Annotated in this window: 13 protein-coding genes; 6 read left to right on the top strand and 7 right to left on the bottom strand. The window is 64.8% G+C overall.

What is annotated here, in order from left to right; translation table 11 throughout:
- Nucleotides 1-17: 17 nt before the first annotated feature.
- The 5 genes from AAG612_RS05665 to mtnP all read left to right on the top strand — a co-directional run bounded on the left by AAG612_RS05665 (nt 18) and on the right by mtnP (nt 4,872).
- Entirely contained in the window at nt 18-803 is a 786-nt protein-coding gene (locus tag AAG612_RS05665; protein ID WP_342508080.1) for an SDR family NAD(P)-dependent oxidoreductase, read from the top strand.
- A 74-nt stretch (nt 804-877) separates the two neighbouring features.
- A complete protein-coding gene (locus tag AAG612_RS05660; RefSeq protein ID WP_342508078.1) occupies nt 878-1,933 on the top strand; it encodes an amidoligase family protein in 1,056 nt (351 codons plus the stop codon).
- Between the two features lie 94 nt (nt 1,934-2,027).
- On the top strand, nt 2,028-2,843 hold the full coding sequence (locus tag AAG612_RS05655; protein ID WP_342508075.1) for a hypothetical protein: 816 nt from the start codon (nt 2,028-2,030) through the stop codon (nt 2,841-2,843).
- A 261-nt stretch (nt 2,844-3,104) separates the two neighbouring features.
- Nucleotides 3,105-3,992: a crotonase/enoyl-CoA hydratase family protein gene (locus AAG612_RS05650; protein ID WP_342508073.1), complete on the top strand. Its 888-nt coding sequence runs from the start codon at nt 3,105-3,107 to the stop codon at nt 3,990-3,992.
- Nucleotides 3,993-4,002: 10 nt separating this feature from the next.
- Entirely contained in the window at nt 4,003-4,872 is an 870-nt protein-coding gene (gene mtnP / locus AAG612_RS05645) for an S-methyl-5'-thioadenosine phosphorylase (protein ID WP_342508071.1), read from the top strand.
- 70 nt (nt 4,873-4,942) lie between these two features.
- On the opposite strand, the gene AAG612_RS05640 is transcribed toward mtnP, so the two are convergent.
- The 7 genes from AAG612_RS05640 to AAG612_RS05610 all read right to left on the bottom strand — a co-directional run bounded on the left by AAG612_RS05640 (nt 4,943) and on the right by AAG612_RS05610 (nt 12,310).
- The gene (locus AAG612_RS05640; protein WP_342508069.1) at nt 4,943-5,959 is read right to left on the bottom strand and encodes a type II secretion system F family protein; all 1,017 of its coding nucleotides are present in this window, start codon (nt 5,957-5,959) and stop codon (nt 4,943-4,945) included.
- Nucleotides 5,959-6,930: a type II secretion system F family protein gene (locus AAG612_RS05635; RefSeq protein ID WP_342508067.1), complete on the bottom strand. Its 972-nt coding sequence runs from the start codon at nt 6,928-6,930 to the stop codon at nt 5,959-5,961. The genes AAG612_RS05640 and AAG612_RS05635 overlap by 1 nt, the downstream gene beginning before the upstream one ends.
- Nucleotides 6,931-6,993: 63 nt before the next feature.
- Nucleotides 6,994-8,316: a pilus assembly protein CpaE gene (locus tag AAG612_RS05630; RefSeq protein ID WP_342508065.1), complete on the bottom strand. Its 1,323-nt coding sequence runs from the start codon at nt 8,314-8,316 to the stop codon at nt 6,994-6,996.
- 25 nt (nt 8,317-8,341) lie between these two features.
- On the bottom strand, nt 8,342-8,950 hold the full coding sequence (locus tag AAG612_RS05625) for a CpaD family pilus assembly protein (RefSeq protein ID WP_342508063.1): 609 nt from the start codon (nt 8,948-8,950) through the stop codon (nt 8,342-8,344).
- 14 nt (nt 8,951-8,964) lie between these two features.
- Nucleotides 8,965-10,590: a type II and III secretion system protein family protein gene (locus tag AAG612_RS05620; protein ID WP_425341831.1), complete on the bottom strand. Its 1,626-nt coding sequence runs from the start codon at nt 10,588-10,590 to the stop codon at nt 8,965-8,967.
- A gap of 2 nt (nt 10,591-10,592) precedes the next feature.
- Nucleotides 10,593-11,681 carry a Flp pilus assembly protein CpaB gene (cpaB, locus tag AAG612_RS05615; protein ID WP_342508061.1) on the bottom strand — a complete coding sequence of 363 codons (1,089 nt, stop codon included), beginning with the start codon at nt 11,679-11,681 and terminating at the stop codon, nt 10,593-10,595.
- 137 nt (nt 11,682-11,818) lie between these two features.
- Nucleotides 11,819-12,310: an A24 family peptidase gene (locus AAG612_RS05610; RefSeq protein ID WP_342508059.1), complete on the bottom strand. Its 492-nt coding sequence runs from the start codon at nt 12,308-12,310 to the stop codon at nt 11,819-11,821.
- Nucleotides 12,311-12,406: 96 nt separating this feature from the next.
- Here AAG612_RS05610 and AAG612_RS05605 point away from each other — a divergent pair, with 96 nt between their 5' ends.
- Entirely contained in the window at nt 12,407-13,378 is a 972-nt protein-coding gene (locus AAG612_RS05605) for an alpha/beta fold hydrolase (RefSeq protein WP_342508057.1), read from the top strand.
- Nucleotides 13,379-13,387: the final 9 nt, after the last annotated feature.

Genomic DNA, 13,387 nt, shown 5'->3' with positions numbered 1-13,387 from the left:
AAACCGGAGAGAATTTGATGGAAATCAGCAGCAAAACCCCCGCCATCGTCACCGGCGGCGCGTCGGGCCTCGGCCTTGCGACCGCAAAGGCGATTGCCGCGACGGGCGCCAAGGTCGCGATCTTCGACATGAAGGAAGACGAAGGCGAAAAGGTCGCCAAGGAACTCGGCGGCACCTTCTGCAAGGTCAATGTGACCAGCGAGGAGGAAGTCGACGCAGCCTTCGCCAAGGCGCGCGAAGCGCATGGGCAGGAGCGTATCCTCGTCAACTGCGCCGGGATCGGCAACGCGATCAAGACCGCCAGCCGCGACAAGAACGATGGCAGCATCAAGCATTACCCGCTGTCGGCGTTCGACTTCGTGATCCAGGTGAACCTTGTGGGCACCTTCCGCTGCATCGCCAAGTCGGCGGCCGGGATGATGACCCTCGATCCGATCAACGACGATGGAGAGCGCGGCGCGATCGTCAACACCGCGTCGGTCGCGGCGGAAGATGGCCAGATGGGCCAGGCGGCCTATTCGGCGTCGAAGGGCGGCGTTGTCGGCATGACGCTGCCCATCGCGCGCGATCTGATGAAGGAAGGCATCCGGGTGAACACGATCCTTCCCGGCATCTTCAACACGCCGCTGATGAACGCCGCACCGCCGCAGGTGAAGGACGCGCTGGCCGCGTCGGTCCCGTTCCCCAAGCGCCTCGGCCTGCCCGAGGAATATGCCAAGCTGGCGATGGTGATGCTCGAAAATACCTACTTCAATGGCGAGGACGTGCGCCTCGACGGCGCGATCCGAATGGCGCCGAGGTAAGAAGCGCCACATTGCGCTAAACAGACGGGCTCCTGCTGCAAGGCGGGGGCCCGTTTCGTTTCCGGGGGGAGAATATGCGCCATATCGACTGGAAAATCGGCGTCGAGATCGAGCTGTTGGCGCCGCTGGGGAGCAGCCGCGAGGCTTTGGCGCGGCAGGTGGCGGCGCGGGTCGGCGGCAGTGCCACCCGCATCTTCCACCCCGAGAGCGAGACCAGCGCGGTGCCCGGCCATCCGGTGTTCGAGAACCTGACGCTCGGCCATCGGGTCGCCGATGCGCAAGGCGCGTGGATCGCGAGCTTCGTCGATGACCTCACGCTCCAGGCCGATCTCGACAAGAGCCATGTACCCAGACAGGGATGGTATCGGATCGTCGCCGACGATGCGCGGCTGTTGCGGCTAGTCCAGCAGCACTGCGATGCCGAGGCCCCGCTCGAGGATGTGCTGGCCCCGCTCGCGGCCCTGTTCGGTACGCAGACCCAGACGCATGACGGGGGCATGGTGAGGGTGGTGGATGCGCTAGGCGCTTCGGTCGCCATCGGCGCGCCGCTGCCGGGCGAGCGCGAGCGGCCCTGCGAGATCGTCACCGCGCCGATCGAAAGCGGGCATGCCGAGATCATCGGCGCATTGCTCGCCGATGCACGCGCGCTTGGCTTCACGCTGCCGCATGAGGGCGCGACGCATATCCATTTCGACGCCGCGCCGATGCGGGACCCGCGTGCGCTCGCACGGCTGGTCGCCTTCTACGAGGCCCACCATGCGGCGCTGCGCGCGTTCGCGCAGAGCAATCCGGCCTGCGTGCGGCTGGGCGGATGGCCGCCCGAGCTGGCGCGCCTCGTCGCGGACCCTGCCTTCGCCACGCTCGACTGGCTCGACGCGGCGCGGCGGCTCGCGCAGGTCGGCCTCAAGAAATGGTGCGACATCAATCTCGCCAATCTGGTCAACGAAACGGCGGGCAAGGACACGATCGAGTTTCGCATCTTTCCGGCCACGCTCGATGCCGCAGAGGTGCTGCGCTGGGCGCGAGGGTGTGCGGCAATTCTGCACTTCTGCCGCGATCCCGATGCCCCGGACATACCCGCCGACGAGGCCGAGCTTGTTGAAACCATTCCGGAACTTTCGCGCCGGTGACGAGGTCGCAGACGGGCCCCGAAAACCGTGCTATACCGCCGCAAAAGCGTGTTCGAAGGGTCGCAAGAACATCTCAGAGGGGGAGGACCCGAAAATGACGACTGATCGAAGCGTGCCGAGGAAAAAGCGCGGGCTGCGCGTGGCGCTGGCCCTGATGCTCACCACGTCCGCCGCAGGCCTTGTCGCCTACCAGCCGCTCGTCGCGCAGTCCGAAAACGACTACGTCCGCGCCTTCGGCAACTCCGACTACACCTATTGCGATGCCAAGCTGGTCGGCCAGCTGTGGGGGATGGATCCCTACGAAGGCAAGATCCAGATCGGTATGAAGATCGTCGGCGGCTATGCGGAGAACCTGGTCGACGTGCTCCAGTCCAGCCGCAACCGGGGCCATGGCTGCGAGTGGGCCGACACCGGGTTGACCTACGACAATGCGGAAGCACTTGCCAGGGTGTGGGGCACCACGCCGTGGGAAGCAAAGGCGCGTGCGGCACGGATGTTCACCATGGGCCGCAGCGGCGAGGTGACCGGCTACCTGATGGAAGAGGGCGGCGAAGCCGACGCCAGCGACCCCGATGGGGCGCTCGACCGGTTCTTCGCCTCAGGCTATTCCTACTGCGATGCGAAGCTGATCGGCCAGCTTTATGGAACCGATGCATACCAGGGAAAAATCGAGATCGGCAACAAGATCGGGGCGGGGCTGGTCGCCAATGTCCCGGTAGTCCTCAACGAAAGTCGCGAGCGCGGCGCGCGCTGCAACTGGACCGATCTGCCCTACAGCTACGACGATGCGGTGACGCTCGGCGGGGTGTGGGGCATGCGTTTCGACGAGGCGAAAGTCGCAGCGGAAGATCTCGCGACCTGGGGCCGGACCGATGTGATCGCGGCGGCGCTCGGCCAGGCAAGCCACTGAGCGTTTAGCGTTCGATGAGGATTGGGGGACCGGTGGCTGCCGATGGCGGCTACCGACCCTTGAGTTTTCGCCGCGTCGAAATAGTCCCTTTCGGCCTTCCCTACTGCGATGGGCTTGCCCTATCGCTGGTTGGATGAGCTGCGCTGCCAATCCGTCGAATACTATCGATCCGGGCACTGGGGATCCGGGCACTGGCGCGCGCGGGACGGTTTTCTGCACCAAGACACTGTGTCAGGTGTGTCAGGGCGGGGGAGCGAAGACATGACCGATTTCACGCAGATCAAGCTCGATATCGATGGCGCCATCGCGACGATCACGTTGCATCGCCCGGAAAAGATGAACGCCTTCACGAATGTAATGCGCGACGAGATGATCGAGGCGATCGACATCACCGATGCCGACGATGCGGTGCGGGCGGTGATCGTGACGGGCGAGGGCGAGCGCGCCTTTTGCGCCGGGGCCGACCTGACCCCGCCGAAGAACTCGGACGGCACCGAAAAGCACGTTTTCTCCGACCCGGCCACGGTCGACGACCTGTCGGAGCCGCTGGTGCGCGATGGCGGCGGGCGGCTCGTCCTGCGGCTGTTCAATTCGCAAAAGCCGCTCATCGGCGCGTGCAACGGCGTCGCGGTCGGCGTCGGCGCGACGATGCAACTGCCCTTCGACATGCGGCTGTGTTCGGACAATGCACGCTTCGGCTTCGTCTTTGCCAAGCGCGGGATCACGCCGGAGGCATGCTCCAGCTGGTTCCTCCCGCGCCTCGTCGGCATGTCGAAAGCGCTCGAATGGTGCATGACGGGGCGGATCTTCGATGCATCCGAAGCGCTCGATGCGGGGCTGGTGCGTTCGGTCCACCCGCAGGGCGAGTTGATGGATGCGGCGCGTGGGCTGGCGAGCGAGATCGCGGAGAATGCCTCGCCCATCTCTGTCGCGATGACGCGTGCGATGATGTGGCGGCTTTCGGCGGAAGATCACCCGATGAAGGCGCACCGGATCGACAGCCGTTCGATCTACCGCCTCTCGCGCGGGGCCGACGCGAAGGAAGGTATCGCCAGCTTCCTCGAGAAACGTCCGCCCGAATTCACCGGCAAGGTCAGCACCGACATGCCCGATTTCTATCCTTGGTGGCAGGAGCCCGATTACACATGAGTTTTTCCAAATGAGCGAAGCCTGGCACATTGGCGTCCTTGGCGGATCGGGCCTTTACGAAGGCATTGAGCTGGAAGGCCAGCAGCAGATCGAGGTTTCCTCGCCCTTCGGCGAACCCTCCGGTCCGGTCACCACGGGGACCGTGGGCGGAGTGCGGCTCAGCTTCATGGCCCGGCACGGGGCGGGGCATGCCAAATCGCCGGATACGGTCAATTACCGCGCCAATATCGACGTGATGAAGCGGTGCGGGGTGACCGATCTGGTCGCGATCAGCGCTATCGGTTCTCTGCGCGAGGATATGGCCCCGACGCACTTCGTGGGTGTCGACCAGTTCATCGATCGTACCAGTGGACGCGTGCAGAGTTTCTTCAGCGAAGGTCTGGTGGCGCACGTCAGCCTCGCCGATCCGGTTTGCCCGCGGCTCGCGGCGCTGGTCGCTGGCGCAGCCGAAGCGAGCGGATCGACCGTCCATCGCGGCGGAACCTACATCGCGATGGAAGGCCCGCAATTCTCCACCCGCGCGGAAAGCCGGATGTATCGCGGCTGGGGCGGCGATGTGATCGGGATGACGGGGATGCCCGAGGCGCGGCTCGCGCGCGAGGCGGAGCTACCCTACGCGATGATCGGCATGGTCACCGATTACGACAGCTGGCGCGATGAAGAGGCCGGGGTCGAGGCGTTCGATATTCTCGCCGTGCTCAAGGGCAATGCGGACCGCGCGCGGGCGATGCTGGACGAGTTGATCGCTACCTTGCCCGAAACGCGTGCGCCAAGCCCGGTCGACACCGCGCTGGAGCACGCGATCATCACTGCGCCCGAGATGCGCGACAAGACGCTCGTGGCGAAGCTGGATGCGATCGCGGGCAGGGTGCTTGGCTGACACCCGGTCCGATCCCGTTCGCGGTTGGCTTGTCTAGCCGCGAACGGGCCGGTCGCTTTCGATTATCGGCTTAGCTGAAGGCATCCGCGATCGAGCAGCCTGCCGGGCCGAGGATGACGATGAACAGCGTGGGCAGGATGAACAGGATCAGCGGCACGGTCATGATCGCGGGCAGTCGCGCGGCCTTTTCCTCCGCCCGCATCATCCGCTCGTTGCGGAATTCGGCAGACAGGACGCGCAATGCCGAGGCGAGCGGGGTGCCGTAACGCTCGGTCTGGATCATCGTGGTCACCACGCCCTGCACCGATTCCAGATCGACGCGGTAGGCGAGGTTGTCGAACGCCTTCTTGCGTTCGTTGAGGAACGACAGCTCGATCGCGGTCAGCAGAAACTCGTCGCCCAGTTCGGGATAGGCACGGCCCAATTCCTTGGCGACGCGGTTGAAGGCGGCATCGACCGTCAGGCCCGCCTCCGCGCAGATCACCAGCAGGTCGAGCGCGTCGGGCAGGCCCTTGCGGATCGCGTCGGTGCGCTTCTTGGCCTTGTTGGCGATGTAGAGTTCCGGGCCTTTGTAGCCAAGGCCCAAGGCCGCGGCGAGCGCGCCCAGCTTCTTCATCGCGCCCCAGTCCTCGTAGGAGCCCGAGACGTAAAAGACGTAGAACGCGAGCATGCCCAGCACGACGGGCAGAACCGCCCGCGCGCCGATCACGTAAACCGCATATTCCTTGTTGCGGATGCCGGCATGGGCCAGCTTCTGCTGCACAGCTTCCAGCTGGCTGGGTTGCAGGACCTTGAAGTTGTTCAGCGCGTCCTTGACCTTGTCGGTCTTCTGCGTGCGCCGGACCAGGCTCTTGCGTTTGCGTCCGTGCTCCTTGACGATGCCCGCCTTCAGTTCGTCGCGACGGGCATTGAGCGCCTTGACCCGTTTGACCATCGGGTCGCGCACGGTGACTGCGGCATAGATCGCCAGCATGATCGCCATCGCGGCAACGCCAGCGAGCACGGTGGCGACGAGGATCACGTCGACGCCGAGAAGGGTCGGGCCGCTGCTCGGCGAGGTGAAGAGGAGGGCGGGTGTAAAGCTCATCAGATCTCGAAGCTCACCATCTTGGCCATGATGAACACGCCGATGCCCATCCAGCCGAGGCCGCCGAGGCCGATCACCATCAGCCGCTCGTCGACGAAGAACGCGCCGATATAGGACGGGTTGATGAACCAGATCATGAAGAAGACGAGGAAGGGCAGCGAACCGACGATGTAGGCGGAGGCTTTCGATTCAGAGCTCATCGCCTTGATCTTCAGCTTCATTTGCGAGCGCTTGCGCAGCACGTCGGACAGGTTTGAGAGCGTTTCCGCCAGATTGCCGCCGGTTTCGCGCTGGATCGCCAGCGTGATGACGAAGAAGTTGAATTCGGGCAGGTTGAGCCGATCGGCGCTGACTTGCATTGCATCCTCCATCGAACGGCCGATCTTGATCCGTTCGATGATCCCGCGAAACTCGAGCCCCACCGGGCCTTCGATTTCCTGAGCGACCACGGCGAGTGTCTCGGTCACCGGCAGGCCGGAGCGCAGGCCGCGCACCAGCAGGTCGATCGCATCGGGAAACTTGGCGGTAAACTTGGTGGTGCGACGCTTGATGAAGAAGTTGACGAGCATGTGCGGCAGGCCCGCACCGATGACCAGGCCGCCGATCAGCGACAGCAGGGGGACGCCCGTCTGCAGATAGAGGATAAGTCCGACGGCAAGCGCAAGGCCGAGGCTGACATAGACATATTGCGAGACCGTCCAGGCCTTGCCGGTCCGCTGGAGACGCAGCGCGAGCGCTTCTGCGCGCGAGCCCGACCCGGCGACCTTGTGGACCTTCGGTTTGCGCTGGGCCATCGCCTTCTTCATCTGCGACTCGACCTTGGCGTCGGTGCTTTCCGAATGGCGATAGCGCACGCCGCTGAGCCGGCGCTGGACCTGCTTTTTCGTGGACGGACCGGACAGCGCGAAAACGGCCAGTCCGATCGCCGCGAAGCTGCCCAGGGCAAGGATGAAGAGCTGGATGAGATCCATGGTCTTGCGTCAGATCAAGCCGCTTTGCCGATCCGCGCGGTTCGCTTCGAACCCCGCTACCGGTCAGGCGTCGATCTTCGCTGCCCCTTTCTTCTTGGCTGGCTTGGGAGATGCAGGCTTGCTCTTGATCGAGGTCGGCAACAGCGCCTTGAGGTCGAGCGAGCCGAGCAGCGATTTCTTGCCTTGCGTGGGTTCGTCGGCCTCGACGGCCTCGTCCCCGGCGGAGAGCACGCGATCTACGAGGTTGCGAAGCTGGCTTGTCACCTTGCTCGACTTGTTTGCCTCGACGAAGGCCTGACCCAGCTTGGCGGCATTGGTCGCCGACTTTGCGTCATAGGGCAGCACGAAGTCGACCTTGCGCTCGATCGAGGCTTCGAAGTCCGCCTTGCTGATTTCCACCAGCGCGCTCTGCGCCTTGTTGGCGATCACCACCGCCTGTGCGTGCGGTGCGTAGCTCTTGAGCCAGCTGAGGATGCGGATCGCATCGCGGGCTGAGGCCAGCGTGAATTCGCACACCACGGTGACGATGTTCACATCGGCGAGCAGCTGCGGGAAGTTGATCAGCATGTTGCGCGGCATGTCGATCACGGTGATTTCGAATGCCTGCCGGAATTCTTCCTCCAGTTGCACGAAGGCCGCGCCGTCGGTCATCAGCGGCGCACTGATCGGCGCTTCGGCGGACAGGACGGCGAGGTTGTCGTTCGCGCGGATCATCGCGCGTTCGATGAACAGGCCGTCGATCCGGCTGGGATTGTCGATCGCGTCGGTCAGCCCGCGCCCCGGTTCGAGGTCGAGCGTCAGCGCGCCGGTCCCGAAATGCACGTCGAGATCGAGGAGTGCGGTCGGCAGCTTCTGTTCGTCGCTGAACAGCCATGCGAGCGAGGTCGCGACCATCGAGGCGCCCGCGCCGCCGCGGGTGCCGACGACGGCAGTCGAAACATGCCGCTTGGCGGTTTGTGCATCGACGGCTTTGGGCGTGTTGAACACGGTTTGGGCGTCGTTCAGCGCATCACGCAGCTGGCTCGATGCCAGCGGCTTGAGCAGATAGTCGTGAATGCCGCTCGCCAGCAGATCGCGGTAAAGCCGCACATCGTTCACCTGGCCGACGGCGATCACTACGGTGCCCGGCTCGCAGACCTCGGCGAGGCCGTTGATCTCGGTCAGCGGGTCGCTGCATTCCGACAGGTCGACGATCAGGATATTGGGGCTCGCGCTGACCGACAGGCTCTGGATCGCATTGCGCAATCCGCCCTTAGCGCATTTCTCGGGCGCCCAGCCCAGTTCCGCGACGACCGGGCGCAGGGTGTCCAGCGCGTTGTCGTCGCAAAGAAAGGCGGCGAAGGGATCGCGGTTGCCCGGCATGCCTGAATTCCACGGTGCGTTCATCGTGTTTCCTCGTTCGCTCGCTATCTTACTGGGGGTCGTCGCCACCGCCTGCGCGGTAGGTTTCGATGGCGCGGTTCGAGGTCGTGACGACCGGCTTGCCGTCGCCTTCCTGCCCCCGGACGAGGTCTTCCGGATTGGCGACCATTGCCGCGATATTGCTGTTGGTTGCGCAACCGTAGTTGCGGCTCGTTGCGTTGCCGTAGTTGCCGTCGAAACTGTCGGACCAGTCGGGGCAGCCGGGCACGCTCGCGCTCGACCGGGTGACGACCACGCGAACGCGGCCCGGTTCGACGAAGCCTTCGGTAATCGGAGCCTCGTCGCTCAGTTTGAGGTCGTGGCGGCCGACGATTGCGCCGATGTGCTCGATCGTGGCGGGGCTGGCGGTATCGGTCTCGACCGAAATGCGGTCGCCATAGTCGAGGTCCAGCGCCTCGAACCAGCCGGCGAGGCGCCGCTGTTCGGGGATCGAGAGACCCCCGGGCCCTGCCATCAGATCGAGCGTGTAATGCGTGCGCTCCACCACCGGTTGCGCGGTGCTGTAGACGCTGCGGTTCATGTCGCCGCTGCATGCGCCGAGCGACAGGGCAAAGGTGGAAGCGATCAGGCCGAGGGCGATACGGTTGCGATTGGTCATGGCTGTATTGTCCCTCAGTTATTGATGCTGAAGCCGGGTGCGGCCGAGGCGCTGCGTTCCTTGCGGCCCGGCTTGCCCGCCCGCCGCTTGGTGTCTTGCGACCCTTGCGAGATCGCGGGCCCGGTCGACTGGCGGTCGCTGGTGCGTGGCATCGGGCGCGATGCTTCGCTTTTCCCGGTCGAATTGTTCTGGAAGCCGAGCTGGCCCAGAACCGTCGGCGCGTTGTAGCCGTCGGTCGGCAGGCGGATGTCGTTCGCGTTGACCGGCTTCACGAGGTAAGGCGTGATGACGATCACGAGCTCGGTCTCGCCCTTGCGGAAGCTGGTCGAGCGGAACAGGTTGCCCAGGATCGGCACGTCGCCAAGGCCAGGGGCCTTGTCGATGGAATTCTGGGCATTGTTGGTCATGAGACCGGCGATCATGAAGCTCTGGCCTGACCCGAGTTCGAGGGTGGTCGATGCCTGGCGCACGGTGACGCCGGGAACCTGAAATCCGTTGAGCGTAACCGCGCCTTGCGACGACAATTCAGAGACTTCGGGCGCGACGCGGATCGAAATCCGGCCGTCGGCCAGCACGGTAGGCGTGTAATTCAGTTTCACGCCGTAATCGCGGTATTCGATGGCGGTTGCGCCAAGCCCCTGGCTGACCGGGACCGGGAATTGCCCGCCCGCGAGGAAGTCCGCCGTCTCGCCCGAAAGCGCGGCAAGATTGAACTCGGTCAGCGTGGTGACGAGGCCATTTGTTTCGGCCAGGTCGAGCGCGCCGAGGATGTTGAGCCCGAAGAGGTTGCCGAAACCGCTTAGCGTCGTGCCGTTACCGACGGTCCCTACCGCAGGACCGGGAACTTCGGTGCCGTCCGGCAGAACGCGCACGGCGGCACTGGCGCCGTTGCCGACCGCCAGAGGGCCGTTTACCATATAGGCGTTGCTGGCGACCTGGCGGCCTGTGCCGACCCCGAACTGGAATCCGTTGGTGCCATCGATGGTGGTCAGATTGCCGCCCAGCGCGCGGACCAGCGATTTGCTGACTTCGGCGAAGCGGACCTGCAGGTTGACCTGCAGCGGCGTCGCGGTGGTCAGGCGGGCGATGACATTGGTATCGTCGCCCAGGAAGGCCTGCACCAGTCGTTCGGCCTCGGCGGCGTCTTCCGGATTGGTCACGGTGCCGGTCAGCAGCACGGTGTTGCTGCCCATCGTTGCGACCGAAATCTTGGCCTGCGGCATGGCCATCGCCAGCATCTGGTCGACGCTGCCGATGTTCGATCCCACGCGGATATTCGCCGCCCAGATCACATCGCCTGCCGCATCGCTTGCGTAGACAGTCGTCTCCCCGCCGGACTTGCCGAACAGGTAGAGCTGGCGGCGCGACTTCACCTGAACGTCCGCGACCGTGTCGTTGGCGATGAAGACGTTGTCCATGTTGCCGGGCACGTTGATCAGCTCGCCCTTGCCGATGGAGAGGACGATGTCCTGCGTCGGGCGGATAATCGATTGCGCGTCGGCAACCGACGGCATGGCCGCGAGCGGCGCCCCGATCAGGGCGGCGCCGAGCATCATGGGGCGCAAGCGAAGCCGTGTGCGTTTGCCCCCGGCAGGCGCGTACTTGCTGTGCTTGGCGTTCATTGCGAGAGCCTTTTTCATGTTCATTGTCCCACCGGCGCGATCTTGGCGGTGCTGGTCTTGACCGTACCGGTCTGTCCGACGGAAACTTGCGACGTCTGTCCCCCACGCGAGACCTGTACGGTCGGGCCTTTCGGGGCCGCAGGGGCGGTCGTGATGCCCTGCTGGTTGAGGATGGCCCGGATTTCTTCGCTGTTGGGTGCCTGTTGCGCCTGCTGCGCCTGCTGCGCCTGCTGAGGCTGTCCATCCCTCTGAATGGTGCGGGTTGCGAAGCGCGAAACGTCGGCCCCGATGGCATAGGACGATCCGGAATCGCTCGGCGTCGCCCGGGCGCGTGCAAGCAGGCGGGCTTCTTCTTCGGGCGTCGCATCGTCCGGAATGGAGATGTTGCCCGAAGCCAGCGCGCGTTCGAGGTCGCTCGCGCTGTCTGCGATCGGGCGCAGCGAAAGGCTGAGCGTGCCGACCGTCTGGGCGACGGAAATCTTTTCCGCGATCTTCGGCGTCACTTCCAGAGTGACCGTGCTGAAGGCACGCACCGAGGTCCGGCCATCGACCGTGTTCTGCGAGGTCGACTGGTCGGTGGCGAGCACGCGCAGGTTGCGCAGAATGGTTTCGGTAGCCTTGAGGCCACCGGCATCGTGGGTCATCAGCAGGTCGACGCGGTCGCCCGGGAAGACGAACCCGGCAACGGCGGTATTGGCGTTGACCGGCACGGTGATCGCACGCATGCCCGGGCTGAGCGCCGCGGCCAGAAAGCCGCGATCGCCGGGCGCCACAAGGCCGCCCTGCGTCACCGGCTCACCAGCGGTAATCGGGAAACGTACGACCGTGCCCAGCAGTTGGGTCACGTCGGCTTCGCCATCGATAAAATAGGCGTCCTGCACCAGTTCGGTGGGCCATGCCTGGAAACCGATCGCATCCTGCGTGAGGATCGTGCCGACCGGCAGGCTGCGCTGGGCGACGAGTACCCGCGGACCGGTGGGTTCCGCGGCAACACTCGCGGCGGTCGCCTGCGGTGCGCTCGACCCGGCGAACATGCTGCGCGCGATAAGGGCTGTCCCTGCCGCGATCACCAGCGCCGCCAGCAAAAGAACCAGCTTCTTCCTATCCATGACTCAACAGCCCCTCAGATCAATCAACCGTCGACCTTCGGCCGACATGGTTGCTGTGCCTATGCGGTGAGTGGTTAAAATGGAGTTCATCGCGGTACTTAGGCATCGCATTCGGCACCCTGGGCCGATCTGCCAGATCAGGCATAAAGCCCGATGGCGTTGCCCGCTGCCGGGAAATAATAGGCGGACAATACCCACAGGCCCGCCGCCGAAATCGCCACGCCATAGGGAATTGCCAGCCGATCCTTGCGACGGCGCATGATGTGCCATGCACCGAAGACGAGCGTCAGAACGCCGCCCAGCAAAGCCATCATGACGATCAGCTGGCCGAACTGCAGCGGTTCGATCCACAGCGCGAGCGCGGTCAGCAGCTTCACATCGCCGCCGCCCATCGCGCGAAAGGCGAACAGCACCGCGAGGACCGCGAAGGCAGCCAGTGCCACGCTGAATTGCAACGCGACGCCCGGCCACAGGCTCAACCCGCTGGCCCACCAGAACAGCGGTGCGCCCAGTGCGACCGCGCCGGTAAGCCAGTTGTCGATCCGCCGCGCCTTGAGGTCGGTGATCGCCGCCGTTACCAGCGCGATTGCCAGTCCGACGAGCAGTCCATATTGCAGATAGTCGCTCATGATGGTGGCCCCGGGTCTCCCATGTCGGAAGTCGGCTTACGCGCTGGCGCTTACCAAAAAGTAACCACGTGCCCTGCGATCGAGAGAGACCACGAAATGAACGCCAGCCCCGCATCCTCTTCATCCTTCGACCGCCGCGCGATCCCCGATGCGGCGAGCGAGAGCCACTGGCAGACCGCGGATGGAGCGAAAGTGCGGCGGATCGACTGGGAGCCGGCGTCGGATACCCCGCGCGGTTCGATCCTGTTCATGCCGGGGCGCGGCGATCATTACGAAAAATATCTCGAAACGCTGGACGAATGGGCCCGCGATGGCTGGCGCGTCACCGCGAGCGACTGGCGGGGGCAGGGCGTCTCGGGACGGCTGGGCAAGGATGCACATACGGGCCACATCGACGATTTCGGGATCTGGACGCGCGATCTTGCGGTGTTGTGGAAAGAATGGGTCGCCGCCACTCCGGGGCCGCATGTGCTGATCGGCCATTCGATGGGCGGGCACCTGGTGCTGCGCGCGCTGATCGAAGGACGCGCGACACCCGATGCGGCGGTGCTCTCCGCCCCGATGCTCGGTCTGGTCGGGACCCCGGGGCCGCTCTGGCTGCTGGGCGCGGTCTCGAAAGGGATCGCGCGGATGGGCGATCCGCGCCGTCCGGCGTGGAAGACCAGCGAGAAGCCCGGCGCGATGCCCGAAGATCGCGGCGCGCTGCTGACCCACGACGTGGATCGCTACGAAGACGAGCTATGGTGGCGTAATGCGCGACCCGATGTCTCGATGGGCCCGGCGAGCTGGGGCTGGGTCGCCGCCGCCATTGAATCGATGAAAGTGATCGAGGCGAAGGGCGCCCTGGAGAGCGTGACACTCCCTGTCTTGCTGTTCGGTACCACCAACGACCAGTTGGTCGCATGGAGGGCGATAGAGGAAGCCGCTGGGCGCCTGCCTTATGGCGAGCTGTTGCGCTTTGGTGACGAGGCGCATCACGAGATTTTCCGCGAGGTCGACGCGGTTCGCTCGCGTGCGATGGATGGCATCGCGGACTTCCTCGATCGCAAGGCACCTCGCGAGGGCTAGTTAGCGCAT

This window comes from Citromicrobium bathyomarinum (assembly GCF_038594605.1).
GTDB lineage: Bacteria > Pseudomonadota > Alphaproteobacteria > Sphingomonadales > Sphingomonadaceae > Alteriqipengyuania > Alteriqipengyuania bathyomarina_B.
The sequence above is the reverse complement of the archived record's forward strand: the minus strand, read 5'-3'. Positions and strand labels throughout refer to the sequence as shown.

What these genes read in the sequence shown, in the direction of transcription:
- AAG612_RS05630 (WP_342508065.1), bottom strand. Translation starts at nt 8,316, where the DNA reads ATGAACGCACCGTGGAATTCAGGCATGCCGGGCAACCGCGATCCCTTC.
- AAG612_RS05625 (WP_342508063.1), bottom strand. Translation starts at nt 8,950, where the DNA reads ATGACCAATCGCAACCGTATCGCCCTCGGCCTGATCGCTTCCACCTTT.
- AAG612_RS05665 (WP_342508080.1), top strand. Translation starts at nt 18, where the DNA reads ATGGAAATCAGCAGCAAAACCCCCGCCATCGTCACCGGCGGCGCGTCG.
- AAG612_RS05640 (WP_342508069.1), bottom strand. Translation starts at nt 5,959, where the DNA reads ATGAGCTTTACACCCGCCCTCCTCTTCACCTCGCCGAGCAGCGGCCCG.
- AAG612_RS05620 (WP_425341831.1), bottom strand. Translation starts at nt 10,590, where the DNA reads ATGAAAAAGGCTCTCGCAATGAACGCCAAGCACAGCAAGTACGCGCCT.
- AAG612_RS05610 (WP_342508059.1), bottom strand. Translation starts at nt 12,310, where the DNA reads ATGAGCGACTATCTGCAATATGGACTGCTCGTCGGACTGGCAATCGCG.
- AAG612_RS05605 (WP_342508057.1), top strand. Translation starts at nt 12,407, where the DNA reads ATGAACGCCAGCCCCGCATCCTCTTCATCCTTCGACCGCCGCGCGATC.
- mtnP (WP_342508071.1), top strand. Translation starts at nt 4,003, where the DNA reads ATGAGCGAAGCCTGGCACATTGGCGTCCTTGGCGGATCGGGCCTTTAC.
- AAG612_RS05660 (WP_342508078.1), top strand. Translation starts at nt 878, where the DNA reads ATGCGCCATATCGACTGGAAAATCGGCGTCGAGATCGAGCTGTTGGCG.
- AAG612_RS05650 (WP_342508073.1), top strand. Translation starts at nt 3,105, where the DNA reads ATGACCGATTTCACGCAGATCAAGCTCGATATCGATGGCGCCATCGCG.
- cpaB (WP_342508061.1), bottom strand. Translation starts at nt 11,681, where the DNA reads ATGGATAGGAAGAAGCTGGTTCTTTTGCTGGCGGCGCTGGTGATCGCG.
- AAG612_RS05655 (WP_342508075.1), top strand. Translation starts at nt 2,028, where the DNA reads ATGACGACTGATCGAAGCGTGCCGAGGAAAAAGCGCGGGCTGCGCGTG.
- AAG612_RS05635 (WP_342508067.1), bottom strand. Translation starts at nt 6,930, where the DNA reads ATGGATCTCATCCAGCTCTTCATCCTTGCCCTGGGCAGCTTCGCGGCG.